A 15,821-nucleotide genomic window follows, 5' to 3' on the forward strand; every position below is an offset into this window, starting at 1 on the left:
CGTGCCCGGTCCCCGGCCCCAGGAGGAAGCAGTGCAGCGTCGCCCCAGGACCAGCAGCCCTGTCCGCCCACCTACGCACCACCCCGCCACCCACCACCCGGCCACCCACCACCCGGCCCCGCACCGCCCAGCCCGAGCCACGGCGGCCGCGGGCGTCGCCGCCGTCCTCGCCCTGACCGCGTGCGGGCCCGCCGCCGACGAAGGACTCGTGCGTTCCGACGCCGCGCGCGCCGTCGTCGCCCTGGCCGACGCGCCCGCGAGCGCCGACGCCGTGACCGCCACCGAGCACCTGGGCCTGCTCGCCCTGCGCGCGACCCAGGAGCCCGAGGAGAACGCGCTGGTCTCCCCGGCGTCGCTGTCGTTCGCGCTGGCGCTGCTGGCCGAGGGCGCGCGCGGCCAGACCGCGGCGTCGCTCGACGCGGCACTGGGTGCGGCAGGCGAGGACCGCACCACCGCCTACAACGCCCTGACGGGCGCGCTCACCCGGTACGACGGCGACCCCGCCGTCGTGCAGGACGACGAGCTGCCCGACCGGCCGCTGCTGCACCTGGCGAACCAGGCGGTGCTCGACGACGGGCTGGCCGTGGAGCAGGACTACCTGGACGCGCTGGCGACGTCGTTCGACGCGGGTGTCCAGCGCACGGACCTGGGCAGCGGTGCCGGCAAGGCGGTGCTGGACGCGTGGGTACGGGAGCACACCGGCGGGCTGATCAAGACGTCGGCGATCGAGCCCGACGCGGCGCTGCGGCTCGTGCTGCAGAACGCCGTCCTGCTCGCGGCCCGCTGGGAGACGCCGTTCCAGGAGGACCTGACCCGCGACGTGGACTTCACGGGGCCGGCGGGGACGCGACCGACCAGCATGCTGCACGGCACCGAGGCCTGGGCCTACGCGGAACGCGACGGCTGGGCGGCCGTGCGGCTGCCCTACACCGAGGCGTTCCACGCGGACGTGCTGCTGCCGCCCGCCGGGACCGACCCAGCGGAGGTCACGCCCGACGCCCTGGATGCCATCGCCCGGGCGCTCGACGGCGGGTCGCCACGGTCCGTCGAGCTCACGATGCCCACGCTGGAGCTCCGCCCGCCGGTCCTGGACCTGGCGCCGGCGCTGGAGGAGGCGGGCCTCGGCGGGCTGTTCGGCGAGGCGGACCTGTCCGGGATCACCACCGCGGAGCCGCTGCGGCTGAGCCAGGCGATGCAGCAGGCGTACCTGCGCCTGGACGAGGAGGGCACGGTCGCCGCCGCGGTCACCGAGCTGGGCGTCGAGACGAGCGGCGCGATGCCCGAGGAGGCCGTGCGGATGCTGGTCGACCGGCCCTACCTGCTCCGGATCGCCCACACGGAGACCGGCCTGCCCCTGTTCCTGGCGGCCGTGCGCAGCCCGCAGCACTGACCCCGACCGGCCACGGCCCGGACCATTGACCCGGGCACCCGCCGCCAGTAGCGTGCGCACCACCCAACGGGTGAAACCGCATTCCCGCGGTACCCCAGCACGAGGAGGTGCTCCGTGGCGCTGTCGTTCCTCGACCGCGAGCACACGGTGGCCAGGCCCGGTTACAGCCGGTGGCTCATCCCGCCGGCGGCGCTCGCCATCCACCTGTGCATCGGCCAGGCCTATGCCACCAGCGTGTACAAGAACGCGCTGGTCGCCCACTTCGACACGAGCCTGACGGCGGTCGGCGTCATCTTCTCGATCGCCATCGTCATGCTCGGGCTCTCGGCGGCGGTGATGGGTACCTGGGTGGAACGGGTCGGGCCGCGGGCGGCGATGTTCACGTCGGCGTGCTTCTGGGCCTCGGGGTTCCTCGTCGGCGCGCTCGGCATCGCCACGTCGCAGCTCTGGCTGGTCTACCTCGGGTACGGCGTGATCGGCGGCATCGGGCTGGGCATCGGCTACATCTCGCCCGTGTCGACGCTGATCAAGTGGTTCCCCGACCGACCGGGCCTGGCCACGGGCATGGCGATCATGGGGTTCGGCGGCGGCGCGCTGGTGGCCTCTCCGTTGTCCCGGCAGCTCATGGCGGTCTACGACAGCGGCTACGACCCCTCCGACCCGACGTCCGTGGCCTCCGGCGGCGCCGTCACCTCGCTGTTCGTGACGCTGGGCATCGCGTACTTCCTGGTGATGATGCTCGGCGTGTTCACGGTCCGGGTCCCCGCGCCGGGCTGGACGCCCGCGGGTTTCGACGCGAGCGCCGTGGCGGCCAGGCCCATGGTGTCGACGGCGAACGTCTCGGCGGCGAACGCGATCAGGACCCCGCAGTTCTGGTTCCTGTGGACGGTGCTGTTCTGCAACGTGACGGCGGGCATCGGCATCCTGGAGCAGGCCGCGCCGATGATCCAGGACTTCTTCCGCGACGGCGCCACCTCCACGGTCGCCCCGGCGACGGCGGCGGGCTTCGTGGCGTTCCTGTCGCTGTTCAACATGGCCGGCCGGTTCGTCTGGTCGTCGACGTCGGACTTCATCGGCCGCAAGCCGACCTACGTCATGTACCTGGGCGTCGGCATGATCCTCTACGTGCTGCTGGCCACCGTGGGCAACCTCTCCACGGTGATCTTCGTGCTGGTGGCAGCGGTCATCATCTCGTTCTACGGCGGCGGCTTCGCCACCGCGCCCGCCTACCTGCGCGATCTGTTCGGCACGTTCCAGGTGGGTGCCATCCACGGCCGGCTGCTGACCGCGTGGTCCGCGGCGGGCATCGCCGGGCCGCTCATCATCAACGGTTTCCTCGACGCGCAGGGCACGCCGGGTGAGCTGGTCGCCGCCGACTACCGGCCCGCACTGTTCACCATGGTGGGCGTGCTGGCCGTCGGGTTCGTGGCCAACGCGCTGGTGCGGCCCGTCGCGGCGCGGTTCCACGAGCCCGCCGGCCCGGCCGGCGCGCTCGCCGAGGGGAAGGTGTGATCATGCCGGAGCAGCCTCCGCAGCAGGTCGGGAACCAGGTGCCGCGGCTCGTCGTCACGTGGCTGGTGGTGACCGTGCCGCTGGCGTACGGCCTGTTCGAGACGATCAAGGGCGTCGTCCCCCTCTTCACGTCCTGACCCCGGCGCCCGACGCCGTCCCGCTCACCGCACGCTCTCGGCCTCCAGGCCGCCGCGCACCGCCGCGAGGAGGTGCGCGAGGTGTGCGAGGTCGCCGTCGGGCACGCCGGTGCCCCGCAGCACCTGCGCGGCCTCGCGGTCGAGCGTGGGCAGCGCCTCGTCGAGCACCTGCCGCCCGGCGGGGGTGAGCTCGAGGAACGAGGAGCGGCCGTCCCCGGGGTTGGCGTGCCGGCGCACCAGGCCGTCCCGGACCTGCCGGTCGACGCCCTTGCTCGCCGCGCCCACGGTGATCCCGAGCCGCCGCACCACGTCGGAGACCCGGCAGTGCGGCACCGAGTCGACGGCGCGGAGCAGGTCCAGCCGGCCGAGCCCGTGGCCGTGGGCGGCCCGCAGCCGCGCGTCGAGCAGGGTGTAGAGCCGGACCTCGACCCGCACGAGGTCGTCGAGCAGCTGCGTGCCGTCGAGCCCGGCGCCTCGCGGAATAGATTCCGTGGAATCTTGTTTGGCTTCCATGGAATCTATTCTGACGCACGAGGGGACACCATGGACCAGACGTCGCTCGCCGAGCTCCGCACCTTCTACACGTCGTTCGGCCGGATGCCGCTACCGGACGGCACCCGGGTCACCGAGACCACGCTCGGCACCGTCCCGGCGCTGGACGTCCTGACGCCCGGCGACGACGCCGGCGTACTGCTCTACCTGCACGGCGGCGGCTACGTCGTCGGCGACGCGCGCACGGGGGTCCCGCTGGCCGCCGCGCTCGCCTCCCGGGCGGGGCTGCGCACCGTGTCGGTCGACTACCGCCTCGCCCCCGAGCACCCGTTCCCCGCCGCCGCCGACGACGGCCTGGCGGCGTACCGCGCCCTGCTGGCCGGCGCCGACCCGGCGCGTGTCGTCCTGGCGGGCGACTCGGCGGGCGGCGGCCTCGCCCTGGCCACGGTGCTGGCCGCCCGCGACGCCGGGCTCCCGCTGCCTGCCGCGGTCGCCACCTTCTCCGGCTGGTTCGACCTGACGCTGTCCGGCGCCAGCCTGACCGGCAAGGAGAGCGTCGACCCGATCTTCGACGCCGCCGACATCCGCGGGTACGCGGCCACCTACCTGCCCGACGCCGACGCCGCCCGCGACCCCCTGGCCAGCCCGGTGCTCGCCGACCTGCGCGGTCTGCCGCCGCTCCTGCTCCAGGTGGGCTCCGCCGAGGTGCTGCTCGACGACAGCACGCAGCTCGCCGCCCGGGCCGCGGCCGCGGACGTCGAGGTGACGCTGGAGGTGTACCCGGGCAGCGCGCACGTGTTCCAGCACCACCACGCCACCGACCCGACGGCGGAGCGCGCCATGGACGTCGCGGCGGCGTTCCTGGCCCGCCACTCGGGCCGGGCCTGAGCGGCGCGGGCCGCGCGTGGTACATCTTGGACCAGGTAGGGCCGCGACCACGTGGCTAGCGTGTCCGGCATGAGCAACCCCGTGGTGCAGCGCCTGATCGGCGCCCTGAACAGCCGCGACCTCGACGCGGTGACCGCCTGTTTCGGTCCGGACTTCGTGAGCGAGTGGCCGGCCCACCCGGGCCGGGACTTCCAGGGGCCGGAGCTCGTGCGCCGGAACTGGCAGATGATCTTCACGACCTCGCCGGACATCGTGATCGCGATGACGAACGCGGTCGAGGTGGGTGACGAGGTGTGGGGCGAGTGGCACTACACCCGGGCTGCCGGGCAGGACCTGCGCGGCGTCATCGTCGTCACCGTGCGTGACGGCCTGATCCGCCGGTCGCGCTTCTACATGGAGCCGGTCGACGCGGCCGACGCCCCGGTCGCGGGGGGACCACGGCTCGCCCGCGACTGACAGAATCGGGCCGTGCGCACGGACGACGACTTCGGAACCGCCCTCCGGGGCCTGCGACGCCGGGTCACCCCGGACGAGGTCGGGGTGCCGGCGTCGTTGCCCGCCGTCCGGCGCGTGCCCGGCCTGCGCCGCGACGAGCTCGCGGGCCTCGTCGGCATCTCCGAGGAGCACGTGAAGCGGCTGGAGCAGGGGCGGCGTCGGCCCTCGCCGGGTGTGGTCGACGCGCTCGCCCGGGCACTGCGGCTCACGCCGGCGGAGCACACCCGGCTGCGTGCGCTGGCGGGGTTCGCCGCCACCCCCGAGGCGGACGGCCGGGTGCCGCGCGAGATCACGGAGACGGCGCGCCGGATGCTGGACCGGCTGACCGAGGTGGCGGTCTGCGTCTGCGACGCGACCTGGACGGTGCTGGCCGCGAACGAGCTCTGGCACTCGGACGTCTGCACGGTGCCGGACGCCCCGGGGCGCGACCGGAACGTGGTCTGGCGCGCCTTCACGGAGACCGGCCCGTCGGTGTTCCGGGTGCCCGAGAAGCTGGCCGGCTTCCGTGCCACGGTCGTGGCCGAGCTGCGTGACGCGGCACGCCGCTACCCGGCCGACGCCGAGCTGTCGTCGATGATCGCCGACCTGCGCGACCGAAGCCCTGAGTTCGTCCGGCTCTGGGACGCTCCACCCAGCCCGGGCGGTCACGCGGACCGGCTCCGGGTGCCGAGCCCGGTCCACGGCCACCTCGATCTCGACCTGGACGTGCTGACCCTCGGCCCGGGCGACCTGCGCGTCGTCGTGTACACCGCGTCCGCGGCGGACGAGGCCGAGGACATCCGGTCTGATACATCACAGAGGGCTGTTTCGGGCATCGTGGGGTGACTTTCGCCGAGCGTCGAACGTCGTCGCGCGCGCGAGGCACCCGTACCAGGGTTCGTGGTGTTCCGCGCAGCGTCCGGCACGGGGTCGGGTGCTCGTCGCGGGGCAGGACGGAACGAACCGATGACACCTCAGAAGCGTGCAGTCGCCGCGCTGTCAGGGCTGCTGATGGCGCTGTTGTGCGCCCTCGGCGGCGCCCAGGCGGCCCAGGCCGCAGGCGACGCCACGACGAACGGCACCCGCGTCACGAACGTCCCTGCGCAGGACCGCACCCTGGTCCTGCCTCCCGCTCCCACCGAGACCTCGGCCCGTGGTGACCGCGGAGCCCTGGCGGTCCCGTCCATCAGCCCGTCGGTGACGGTCTCCTACGCCAACCCCGGCCAGCAGTACGGCTGCGAGTACGGCACGATGTGCGCCTGGGCCTGGGACACCAGCCAGAACAAGTGGAAGATCTTCCACCTGTACAACTGCCGCACCTACACGCTCTACAACTGGGTCGGCGACGGTGGGTGGGACAACAACCAGACCACAGGCACCGTCGCCCGCTTCTACGGCTCGAACGGCTCGACGCAGGTCCTCGACCCGTCGACGGCGTTCGAGCGCCGGCACCCCGAGAGCTGGGACCCGGTGTACTTCATCCGGAACTGCTGAGGCAGACGTGTCAGCCGGTGATCGGAGCCCGCGCCATGGCTCCGGTCACCGCAGCCGGTCCGCCCGCGTGTAGACGTTCATCGAGTCGCCGCGCACGAACCCCAGCAGCGTCACACCGGCCTCCTCGGCCAGGTCCACCGCCAGCGTGGACGGCGCCGAGATCGCCGACAGCACCGGGATGCCGGCCCGCGCGGCCTTCTGCACCAGCTCGAACGACGCCCGCCCGCTGACCTGGAGCACCGTCCCGGCAGCGGGCAGGGCGCCGTCGCGCAGCGCCGCGCCGACCACCTTGTCGACGGCGTTGTGCCGCCCCACGTCCTCCCGCACGTACAGCGGCTCGCCGTCCGCGGTGAACAGACCCGCGGCGTGCAGCCCGCCGGTCCGGTCGAAGGCGCGCTGGCGCTCGCGCAGCAGGCCGGGCAGGTCCGCGATCACCTCGGGACGCACCGTGACGGAGTCGTCCGCGACCGGCCAGCGCAGGCCCGCGAGCACCTCCACCACCGTGTCCGACCCGCAGACCCCGCACGCGCTCGTCGTCGCGAAGGCCCGGGGCCGCGGGGGCTCGACGCCGCGCGCGAGCGCCACCTCCACCGTGTTGTCCTCGTCGGGGCACAGCCGCATGGCCGCGATGTCCTCCCGCGCGGCCACCGCGCCCTCGGAGACCAGCCACCCGGCCACCAGGTCGAAGTCGTGACCGGGGGTCCGCATGGTCACGGTCAGGGTCTCGGCGTCCGCCCCGCTACCCGGTGGCATCCCGCCCACGGGCACCACCGGCCGCGGCCCTACGGGCACCACCGGCCGCACGGCACCGACCACCCCGGCCGGGCGTCCGACCGGCCCTGCCGGGCGTCCGACCGGCCCTGCCGGGCGTCCGACCGGCCCTGCCGGGCGTCCGACCGGCCCTGCCGGGCGTCCGGCCGCCCCGGCCGGCACGACCGGGGCGCGTGACCGCGCCACCGCAGCGACCAGCCGCACCATCAGCGGTTCCTCGACGGCGAGCGTGTCCGGGCGCTCCGCACGGACACCCTCGCGGACGCGCACCACGCGCCGCCGGTCGGTGACGACTCCCATGCGGCCAGTCTCGCATCCACCGGTCCCGATATGTCCACCACCGCGCCCCGCCGGGTTCGGCCCCCTGCACTGTGCAGCCCGCAAGATCGGCCCCCTGTGCCGCGCAGCCGCCGGGGCTCGGTCCCCCCTGCGCTGCGCACCTCACGAGATCGGTCCCCTGCGCCCCACGGCCCGACGAGATCGGTCCCCCGCACCCCCGCACCCCACGAGATCGGTCCCCCGCACCCCCGCACCCCACGAGATCGGTCCCCCGCACCCCCGCACCCCACGAGATCGGTCCCCCGCACCCCACAACCCCACGAAATCGGTCGTTTGCCTCGAGATCGGTCCATCGATGGACCGATCTCGAGGCAAACGACCGAACACCCCGCCCGCAGCCGTGCTGCAGACCGAACACGCCACCCGAACACGCGCATCAGACCGAACACGCCGCCCGCAACCACGCAGCACACCGCCCCCCACCCAAACCCACACACCAGACCAAACACCCCACCCGCAACCACGCAGCACACCGGCCCCCACCCAAACCCACACACCACACCAACCCCCCCCACCCAAACCCACGCACCAGACCGACATCCCCCACCCTCCACACCCGGGTGAAACCGGCGTAGGGTCGGGCAGGTGACCGACGTGAGCGACGAGGCCCGCACCGATACCCCCGAGAAGACCTTGCGCATCGGTCCGCCCAAGACCAGCGCCGCCGGGGTGCCCGGGGTGGTGCACGGCCTGGCCCACGTGCTCGACGAGGCGGGTGTCGCGCGCGGTCTGCGCACCCTGCCGATCCTGAACCAGCACGGCGGCTTCGACTGCCCCGGGTGCGCCTGGCCCGAACCGGGCAAGCCGCACGTCGCCGAGTTCTGCGAGAACGGCGCCAAGGCCATCGCCGAGGAGGCCACCAAGCAGCGCGCCGACGCCGCGTTCTTCGCCGAGCACCCGATCTCGGAGCTGGCCACCTGGACCGACCACCGGCTGGGCAAGTCGGGCCGGCTCACGGAGCCGATGCTGCGCGACGAGGGCTCCGACCACTACCGCCCGGTGTCCTGGGACGAGGCGCTCGACCTCGTGGCCACCGAGCTACGCGGTCTCGACTCACCGGACCAGGCTGCGTTCTACACCTCGGGCCGCACCAGCAACGAGGCCGCGTTCGTCTACCAGCTCCTGGCACGCAAGCTCGGCACCAACAACATGCCCGACTGCTCCAACATGTGCCACGAGTCGTCCGGCACGGCGCTGACGGAGACGCTCGGCATCGGCAAGGGCAGCGTCTCGCTGGAGGACATCACCGACCACGCCGACCTGATCGTCGTCGTCGGCCAGAATCCCGGGACCAACCACCCGCGCATGCTCACCGCCCTGGAGCACGCCAAGGACCGCGGGGCGCGGATCGTCGCGATCAACCCGCTGCCCGAGGCCGGCCTGCAGACCTTCAAGAACCCGCAGCGCGTGCGCGGCGTCGTCGGGCCGGGCACCCGGCTCGCCGACCGGTTCCTCCAGGTGCGCCTGGCCGGCGACCTCGCCCTCTTCCAGGCCGTCAACCGCCTCCTCCTCGAGGCCGACGACGACGCCCGCACCGCCGGCCACCCCGGCGTGCTGGACCACGAGTTCATCGCCGAGCACACCTCCGGCTTCGAGCATGCGGCGGCCGCCTGGCGCGCCCTCGACTGGGCCGACATCGACGCCGCCACCGGCCTGGACCGCAGCGAGATCGAGGCGTTCGTCGGTGACGTGCTCGAGGCGAAGAACGTCATCGTCTGCTGGGCGATGGGCCTGACCCAGCACAAGCAGTCGGTGGCGACCATCCGCGAGGTGGTGAGCTTCCTGCTGCTGCGCGGCAACGTCGGCCGGCCGGGCGCGGGCGCCTGTCCCGTGCGCGGGCACAGCAACGTGCAGGGTGACCGCACCATGGGCATCTGGGAGCGGCCCACCGGAGCGTTCCTCGACGCGCTGGGCACGGAGTTCGGCTTCGAGCCGCCGCGCGCCCACGGGTACGACGTCGTCGACACCGTCCGGGCGCTGCGTGACGGGCACCTGCGGGTGTTCATGGCGGTGGGCGGCAACTTCGCCGCCGCCACGCCGGACAGTGCCGTCACCGAGGCCGCGCTGCGGGACGTCCCGCTCACCGTGCACGTGTCGACCAAGCTGAACCGCTCGCACGTGCTGCCCGGCAGGCGGTCGCTGGTGCTGCCGTGCCTCGGGCGCACCGAGCGGGACACCACGGGCGGGCGGGAGCAGGTCGTGACCGTCGAGGACTCGATGAGCGTGGTGCACACCTCGCGGGGCCGGCTCGCGCCGGCGTCGGCCGCGCTGCGCAGCGAGCCCGCGATCCTCTGCGACCTGGCGCGCCGCGTGCTCGGGCCGGACGACCCGACGCCCTGGGAGGAGTTCGCCGCCGACTACGCGCGCATCCGCGACTCCATCTCCCGCGTGATCCCCGGCTTCGAGGACTTCGAGCGCCGCGTGGCCGAGCCGGGCGGGTTCGTGCTGCCCCACCCGCCACGCGACGCCCGGGTGTTCCCGACCGTCACCGGCAAGGCGAACTTCACCGTCAACGAGCTCGAGGTGGCCCGGGTGCCGGAGGGGCGCCTGCTGCTCCAGACCGTGCGCTCGCACGACCAGTTCAACACCACCGTCTACGGCCTCGACGACCGGTACCGCGGTGTGAAGAACGGGCGGCGCGTCGTGTTCGTCCACCCGGACGACCTGGCCGCCGGCGGGTTCGCCGACGGCGACACGGTGAACCTGATCAGCGAGTGGCCGGGCGCGGACGGCCAGATCGACGAGCGCCGCGCGGAGGGCTTCCGCGCCGTCTCGTTCCCGACGGCGCGCGGCTGCGCGGCGGCGTACTTCCCGGAGACCAACGTGCTGGTCCCCCTGGACCACACGGCGGAGGGCAGCAATACCCCGGCGTCGAAGTCGGTGGTCGTCCGCCTGGAGCCCGCCCGTTGAGTGCGGGATATTCGCCTTCCTGGCACACGAAAAAGGGCGAATATCCCGCACTCGACGGTCACGGCGCGAGGTGGAAGACCGGCCAGGCCAGCTCCGTCCGCCACGCCGCGGGATCCGGGGTGTCGGACGGCGTGACGAGGTAGGTCTCCTGCACCGGGCCGTCCAGCGCGAGGGCGTGCTCGACCACCCAGGCGCCGAGCCGGCCGTACGTGACGTCGATGTCGTCGTGCGGTCCGTGGTGCACGACGACGGCGAGCTCCACGGCGGGCAGCTCGACAGGACGCACCCGGCCGCGCTCCGGCGGGTCCGCGACGGGACGGTAGACCAGGACCGGACCACGACCGTCGCTGAACAGCTCGTTGGCGTAGTGCCCGCCCGCCGGTCCGAGCCGTTCGTGCCCGGCGACGGCGGCGTCCAGCTCGGCCGTCGCGTTGGCGTACCAGACCAGCACCTCGTCGTGCGCCACGACACCGGAGATCGCCGCGACCGTGCGGGCCGGCTCCGAGCGCAGCACCACCTCCGGGGCCGGCGACGGCGCCAGGAGCTGTCGCAGCGAGGCGACGGCGGACCGGGTGCGGTCCAGCTCGGCCTCCAGCCGGCGCAGGTGGGCGGAGACCAGCTCGGCCCGCTCACCGGCGTCGGGCGTGGCGAGGATCTGCCGCACCTCGGCGAGCGGCACGTCCAGCTCACGCAGGCGGTGGATGACCTGGGCGGGCGGGATCTGCGCGCTCGTGTAGTAGCGGTAGCCGCTGACCGGGTCGACCCGGTCCGGCTCCAGCAGACCGGACTCGTGGTACCGGCGCAGGGTGCGCACGCTCAGGTGGGTGAGCTCGGCGAACTCGCCGATGGTCAGGCCTCGGGTCACGGCACCACTGTGCACCCTTCCCCCGGGGGGAGGGTCGACCGGGACCAGGGACCGCTTGACCCTCTCCCTGCGGGAGACACCAGCCTGGCGGTATGCACACCACGCACGACACCGAACGGCCGGCCATACCCATCGACGACCGACTCGACGGCCGGCGAGCCCTGGTCACCGGCGGCAGCAGGGGCACCGGCGCGGCCGTCGCCCGTCGGCTCCGCGCGGCGGGCGCCACGGTGCTGGCCGTCGCCCGCACCGCACCCGAGCCGCAGCCGGACTCCCCCGGCTTCATCGCGGCCGACCTCACCACCCCGGAGGGTACGGCCCTGGTCACGGACCACGTCGCGGAGCACCTGGGCGGTGTGGACGTCCTGGTGCACACGCTCGGCGGTTCCCGGTCACCGTCGGGCGGCTTCGCGGCCCTGTCGGACGGGCACTGGGCGGACGAGCTGAGCCTGAACCTGCTGTCCGCGACCCGGCTGGACCGTGCCCTGCTGCCCGGCATGATCGCCGCCGGCGGAGGTGCCGTGGTCCACGTCTCCTCGATCCAGCGCAGGATGCCGCTGCACGCCGCCACGCTCGGCTACGCGGCGGCCAAGGCCGCCCTCACGACGTACAGCAAGGGACTCGCCACCGAGGTGGCCCCGCACGGGGTCCGCGTCAACGTGGTCTCCCCGGGGTTCATCCGCACGTCGAGCGCACAGGCGCTGGTCGAGCGGCTGTCGGCGGGGCAGGAGATCAGCCGCGAGGAGGCCCTGGACCAGCTCATGGACTCGCTGGGCGGCATCCCGCTCGGCCGCCCGAGCGATCCCGCGGAGGTCGCGGAGCTCGTCGCCTTCCTCGTCAGCGACCGGGCAGCGGCCATCACCGGCGCCGAGCACACCATCGACGGCGGCACCGTACGCACGGTCGGCTGACGCCGCCGTCCGACACCCACCACCACGAGAGGAACCACCATGGACACATCCCCCGGCCCGACGGCCGACACCACCGACCTGCCCACCGACCTGGCCGCCGACCTGCCCGCCGTCCTGGCCGCGCACCTCGCCGCGCACGAGGCCCGCGACGCCGAGCGCGAGCTGGAGTGCTACGCCGACGACGCCGTCGTCACCGACGACGGGAACACGTACCGCGGGCGCGCCGAGATCCGCGCATGGGTCGGCCGGGCGGCCAGCGAGTACACCTTCACGAGCGAGCTGACCGCCGTCCGCCAGGACGACGAGGAGCACTGGACCGCCGTCCGCCACCTGGAGGGCGACTTCCCGGGCGGCGTCGTCGACCTGAGCTACCGCTACACCCTGGACGCCGGCCGCATCGCAGAGCTCCTCATCACCCCCTGACGACAGGTGAGTGCTGGATATCTGCCCTTTTGACACGCCGGAAAGGGCAGATATCCAGCACTCAACGCAGCACGGCGGGAGTCAGTGCGAGACCGCCTTCTCCGCGCCCGCGCCCGTCAGGGACCGGACCTCCATCTCGGCGTACTTCTCCGGGTGCGACCGCTCCTTGCTCAGGTAGGTGCCGACGATGCCGAGCACGAACGCGAGCGGGATCGTCACGATGCCCGGGTTGTCGAGCGGGAACCAGTGGAAGTCGATGTCCGGGTTGCTGATCATCGACTTGCTCAGCCCGGTGACCGGGTCGGCGGGCTTCCCGGAGACCACCGGGGAGAAGATGATCAGCACGACGGTCGAGATCAGGCCGCCGTAGATGCTCCACAGGGCGCCGGACGTGTTGAACCGCTTCCAGAACAGCGAGTAGATGATGGTCGGCAGGTTGGCCGACGCCGCGACACAGAACGCCAGCGCCACGAGGAACGCGATGTTCTGGCCGTTGGCGAAGATGCCACCGAGGATCGCGATGATGCCGATCACGACCACCGTCCAGCGGGCCACGCGAACCTCCCCGTCGGCCGACACCTGCCCCTTCTTGATGACGGAGGCGTAGATGTCGTGGGAGAAGCTGGCCGCCGCGGTGATGGTGAGGCCGGCCACGACGGCGAGGATGGTCGCGAACGCGACCGCCGCGATGATGCCGAGCAGGATCTCCCCGCCGAGCTCGAACGCGAGCAGCGGCGCGGCGGAGTTCTGCCCGCCGGGTGCCGCGAGGATCGTCTCCGGGCCCACCAGCGCACCGGCCCCGTACCCGAGCACCAGGGTGAACAGGTAGAAGATGCCGATCAGCCAGATCGCCACGACCACGGACTTGCGGGCCTCCTTGGCCGACGGCACGGTGTAGAAGCGCATGAGCACGTGCGGCAGGCCGGCGGTGCCGAGCACCAGGGCCAGGGCGAGGGACAGGAAGTCCAGCTGCGACAGCGCCGACGCGCCGTACTGCAGGCCGGGCTCCAGGATCGCCTCACCGTTCTCGCCGGCCATGTTCACGGCCTCCTGCATGACGGCGGACAGGTTGAAGCCGTAGAGCGCGAGCACCCAGATCGTCATGGCGCCGGCGCCCACGATGAGCAGCGCCGCCTTGATGATCTGCACCCATGTGGTGCCCTTCATGCCGCCCACCAGCACGTACAGGATCATCAGGGCGCCCACGACGGCGATGACGACGCCCTGGCCGGCCTTGTCCGTGATGCCGAGCAGCAGGGCCACGAGGCCGCCCGCGCCGGCCATCTGAGCCAGCAGGTAGAAGAACACCACCGCGAGGGTGGACAACGCCGCGGCCATCCGGATCGGCCGCTGCTTGAGGCGGAACGACAGCACGTCGGCCATCGTGAACTTACCGGTGTTGCGCAGCAGCTCGGCCACGAGCAGCAGGGCGACGAGCCACGCCACGAGGAAGCCGATGGAGTACAGGAAGCCGTCGTACCCGTTGACGGCGATGGCGCCGGCGATGCCGAGGAAGCTCGCCGCCGACAGGTAGTCGCCCGCGATCGCCGTGCCGTTCTGCGTGCCGGTGAAGCTGCGCCCGCCGGCGTAGAAGTCCGCCGCGCTCTTGTTCTGCCGCGACACCCGGAAGACGATGATGAGGGTGACCACGACGAACCCGGCGAAGATGCCGATGTTGATCCAGGTGTTGCCGACGTTCGTGGCCGCGGCTGCCATGACGGTCCCGTTCACAGCTGGCCCTCCTCGATCTCCTCGCGCAGGGCCTGCGCCCGGGCGTCGAACTTGTTGTTGGCCCACCGCGCGTAGAGCGTGGTGATCACGAACGTGGACACGAACTGGAGCAGCCCGAAGACGAGCCCGACCGTGATGGTGCCGGCCACCCGGATGCTCATGAACTCGTGCGCGTACGTGCTCATGAGCGCGTACAGCAGGTACCAGACCAGGAACAGCGCGGTCATGGGGAAGACGAAGTTGCGGAACGCCCTGCGGAGACTCTGGAACTCGTCCGATCGCTCGACGCGTTGGTAATCGGTTTCTACAGGCCCTGAAGCCTCTACGTCACTCATGACGCCTCCATTGGCTCATGGGGGCGCGCGCTCTGCCCGCGGCCCGGTGCGCTCTTCGCACCCGTGGCCCAATGTGCCGCACATCACATGGTCGGGGCAAACAGATCACACGGTGGGTTTACCGACTTGACCAACTCGTTATATCCCAGCGGTCAGCACGGGCCATCCCGGGAAACGGGCAGGTCAGCGCCGCACGTACGTGAGGTCCGTGATCTCGCGCCCGGCCTGGTGCGCCTTGCGCTCGAACCCGGTCAGCACGCGCCGCTCGAACCGGGGAGCCCGGCCGCCGGGACCGTGGACGTTGCCCAGGTGCTCGTCGGCGTCGAGCACCTCGATCATCTGCTCCGCGTACTCCGCCCAGTCGGTCGCCAGCCGCAGCGTCCCGCCTGGTCGCAGCACCCGTGCCGCGAGCGCGCCGAACTCGGCGGTGACCAGGCGGCGCTTGTGGTGCCGCGACTTGTGCCACGGGTCGGGGAAGAAGACCCAGAGCTCGTCCACCGCCCCGGCCCCGACGGTCGTGGCCAGCAGCTCCGCGGCGTTGGCCTGCACGAGCCGCAGGTTGGGCAGCCCCTGTCGCCCCTGGGCGGCACCGGCCCGCTCGGCCGCCGCGATCGTGTGGGCCAGGCCGGGCTGGTACACCTCGACGGCGAGGTAGTCCCGCTCGGGATCGGTGGCGGCAGCCTCGACGACGGCGTCGCCCATCCCCGAGCCGATCTCCACGACCAGCCCGGCCGTGCGGCCGAACACCGCCGCCGGGTCCAGCACGAATCCCGGGTCCACGGAGGTGCGTGCGATCGCGCGGGGCACGTCGATCAGGTAGGCATCGTGCCGGTCGTCCCACAGCCGCTTCTGCCGGTCCGTGAGCCGGCCCGAACGGCGCACGAACGACACCGGCTTGGTCCGGAAGCCCGCCAGCTCGGCACGGCGGGCGGCGTCGGGCCGCTCCGGGTCACCGTGCTGGGGGGCGGCGTCGGACGGGGAGGGTACGGGCTGACTCACAGCGAAATCGTACGAGGTGCCGCCGACACGTTGCGCATCCGCAAGGATTCGCGCCCCGCCGCGCGACCCCGCGCGCACACCCGGCAGGCTGGGCACAGCCACCTCACCCCGCAGAGCCAGGAGCCGCGTCATTCGTCCGCTCACCGACGA

General features: G+C 72.8%; 16 protein-coding genes. 10 read left to right on the plus strand and 6 right to left on the minus strand.

Features of this window, described 5'->3' with window-relative positions:
• The first annotated feature begins 31 nt into the window (after nucleotides 1–31).
• The 3 genes from ACO229_RS15510 to ACO229_RS15520 all read left to right on the plus strand — a co-directional run bounded on the left by ACO229_RS15510 (nucleotide 32) and on the right by ACO229_RS15520 (nucleotide 3,039).
• Nucleotides 32–1,390 carry a serpin family protein gene (locus ACO229_RS15510; protein ID WP_423462046.1) on the plus strand — a complete coding sequence of 453 codons (1,359 nt, stop codon included), beginning with the start codon at nucleotides 32–34 and terminating at the stop codon, nucleotides 1,388–1,390.
• Between the two features lie 120 nt (nucleotides 1,391–1,510).
• Nucleotides 1,511–2,902 (plus strand): OFA family MFS transporter, encoded by a 1,392-nt coding sequence (locus ACO229_RS15515; protein ID WP_423465312.1) that lies wholly within the window; start codon nucleotides 1,511–1,513, stop codon nucleotides 2,900–2,902.
• A 2-nt stretch (nucleotides 2,903–2,904) separates the two neighbouring features.
• A complete protein-coding gene (locus ACO229_RS15520) occupies nucleotides 2,905–3,039 on the plus strand; it encodes an MFS transporter small subunit (RefSeq protein ID WP_423462047.1) in 135 nt (44 codons plus the stop codon).
• Nucleotides 3,040–3,063: 24 nt separating this feature from the next.
• On the opposite strand, the gene ACO229_RS15525 is transcribed toward ACO229_RS15520, so the two are convergent.
• Complete coding sequence (locus ACO229_RS15525; protein ID WP_423462048.1) at nucleotides 3,064–3,552, minus strand: MarR family winged helix-turn-helix transcriptional regulator; 489 nt, start codon at nucleotides 3,550–3,552, stop codon at nucleotides 3,064–3,066.
• A gap of 30 nt (nucleotides 3,553–3,582) precedes the next feature.
• Between ACO229_RS15525 and ACO229_RS15530 the strand changes: the two genes are divergently transcribed.
• From ACO229_RS15530 to ACO229_RS15545, 4 genes are all read left to right on the plus strand, one after another.
• Entirely contained in the window at nucleotides 3,583–4,419 is an 837-nt protein-coding gene (locus tag ACO229_RS15530; protein WP_423462049.1) for an alpha/beta hydrolase, read from the plus strand.
• Between the two features lie 69 nt (nucleotides 4,420–4,488).
• On the plus strand, nucleotides 4,489–4,875 hold the full coding sequence (locus ACO229_RS15535; protein ID WP_423462050.1) for a nuclear transport factor 2 family protein: 387 nt from the start codon (nucleotides 4,489–4,491) through the stop codon (nucleotides 4,873–4,875).
• A gap of 12 nt (nucleotides 4,876–4,887) precedes the next feature.
• Nucleotides 4,888–5,739, plus strand: a complete 852-nt coding sequence (locus ACO229_RS15540; protein ID WP_423462051.1) for a helix-turn-helix domain-containing protein — start codon at nucleotides 4,888–4,890, stop codon at nucleotides 5,737–5,739.
• A 120-nt stretch (nucleotides 5,740–5,859) separates the two neighbouring features.
• Nucleotides 5,860–6,387 (plus strand): hypothetical protein, encoded by a 528-nt coding sequence (locus tag ACO229_RS15545; RefSeq protein ID WP_423462052.1) that lies wholly within the window; start codon nucleotides 5,860–5,862, stop codon nucleotides 6,385–6,387.
• A 45-nt stretch (nucleotides 6,388–6,432) separates the two neighbouring features.
• On the opposite strand, the gene fdhD is transcribed toward ACO229_RS15545, so the two are convergent.
• The gene (gene fdhD / locus ACO229_RS15550; RefSeq protein WP_423462053.1) at nucleotides 6,433–7,458 is read right to left on the minus strand and encodes a formate dehydrogenase accessory sulfurtransferase FdhD; all 1,026 of its coding nucleotides are present in this window, start codon (nucleotides 7,456–7,458) and stop codon (nucleotides 6,433–6,435) included.
• A 624-nt stretch (nucleotides 7,459–8,082) separates the two neighbouring features.
• On the opposite strand from fdhD, the gene ACO229_RS15555 reads away from it, so the two are divergent.
• Entirely contained in the window at nucleotides 8,083–10,407 is a 2,325-nt protein-coding gene (locus ACO229_RS15555; RefSeq protein ID WP_423462054.1) for an FdhF/YdeP family oxidoreductase, read from the plus strand.
• Nucleotides 10,408–10,465: 58 nt separating this feature from the next.
• Here ACO229_RS15555 and ACO229_RS15560 read toward each other — a convergent pair whose 3' ends face one another.
• On the minus strand, nucleotides 10,466–11,272 hold the full coding sequence (locus ACO229_RS15560; RefSeq protein ID WP_423462055.1) for a MerR family transcriptional regulator: 807 nt from the start codon (nucleotides 11,270–11,272) through the stop codon (nucleotides 10,466–10,468).
• Between the two features lie 92 nt (nucleotides 11,273–11,364).
• On the opposite strand from ACO229_RS15560, the gene ACO229_RS15565 reads away from it, so the two are divergent.
• Entirely contained in the window at nucleotides 11,365–12,183 is an 819-nt protein-coding gene (locus ACO229_RS15565) for an SDR family oxidoreductase (protein WP_423462056.1), read from the plus strand.
• A gap of 39 nt (nucleotides 12,184–12,222) precedes the next feature.
• Nucleotides 12,223–12,606, plus strand: a complete 384-nt coding sequence (locus ACO229_RS15570; protein ID WP_423462057.1) for a nuclear transport factor 2 family protein — start codon at nucleotides 12,223–12,225, stop codon at nucleotides 12,604–12,606.
• Between the two features lie 81 nt (nucleotides 12,607–12,687).
• On the opposite strand, the gene ACO229_RS15575 is transcribed toward ACO229_RS15570, so the two are convergent.
• From ACO229_RS15575 to trmB, 3 genes are all read right to left on the minus strand, one after another.
• Nucleotides 12,688–14,322 carry a solute symporter family protein gene (locus ACO229_RS15575; RefSeq protein ID WP_397416906.1) on the minus strand — a complete coding sequence of 545 codons (1,635 nt, stop codon included), beginning with the start codon at nucleotides 14,320–14,322 and terminating at the stop codon, nucleotides 12,688–12,690.
• A gap of 11 nt (nucleotides 14,323–14,333) precedes the next feature.
• A complete protein-coding gene (locus ACO229_RS15580) occupies nucleotides 14,334–14,672 on the minus strand; it encodes a DUF485 domain-containing protein (RefSeq protein WP_397416887.1) in 339 nt (112 codons plus the stop codon).
• Nucleotides 14,673–14,855: 183 nt separating this feature from the next.
• Nucleotides 14,856–15,671, minus strand: a complete 816-nt coding sequence (trmB, locus tag ACO229_RS15585) for a tRNA (guanosine(46)-N7)-methyltransferase TrmB (protein ID WP_423462058.1) — start codon at nucleotides 15,669–15,671, stop codon at nucleotides 14,856–14,858.
• Between the last annotated feature and the right edge of the window lie 150 nt (nucleotides 15,672–15,821).

The sequence above is a fragment of the Promicromonospora sp. MS192 genome, from assembly GCF_049532985.1.
In the GTDB taxonomy this organism is placed as follows: Bacteria; Actinomycetota; Actinomycetes; order Actinomycetales; family Cellulomonadaceae; genus Promicromonospora.

Coding starts and splice junctions, on each gene's coding strand:
- ACO229_RS15525 (WP_423462048.1), bottom strand. CDS start 3,552: ATGGAAGCCAAACAAGATTCCACGGAATCTATTCCGCGAGGCGCCGGG.
- ACO229_RS15570 (WP_423462057.1), top strand. CDS start 12,223: ATGGACACATCCCCCGGCCCGACGGCCGACACCACCGACCTGCCCACC.
- fdhD (WP_423462053.1), bottom strand. CDS start 7,458: ATGGGAGTCGTCACCGACCGGCGGCGCGTGGTGCGCGTCCGCGAGGGT.
- ACO229_RS15575 (WP_397416906.1), bottom strand. CDS start 14,322: ATGGCAGCCGCGGCCACGAACGTCGGCAACACCTGGATCAACATCGGC.
- ACO229_RS15520 (WP_423462047.1), top strand. CDS start 2,905: ATGCCGGAGCAGCCTCCGCAGCAGGTCGGGAACCAGGTGCCGCGGCTC.
- ACO229_RS15535 (WP_423462050.1), top strand. CDS start 4,489: ATGAGCAACCCCGTGGTGCAGCGCCTGATCGGCGCCCTGAACAGCCGC.
- ACO229_RS15580 (WP_397416887.1), bottom strand. CDS start 14,672: ATGAGTGACGTAGAGGCTTCAGGGCCTGTAGAAACCGATTACCAACGC.
- ACO229_RS15530 (WP_423462049.1), top strand. CDS start 3,583: ATGGACCAGACGTCGCTCGCCGAGCTCCGCACCTTCTACACGTCGTTC.
- ACO229_RS15565 (WP_423462056.1), top strand. CDS start 11,365: ATGCACACCACGCACGACACCGAACGGCCGGCCATACCCATCGACGAC.
- ACO229_RS15545 (WP_423462052.1), top strand. CDS start 5,860: ATGACACCTCAGAAGCGTGCAGTCGCCGCGCTGTCAGGGCTGCTGATG.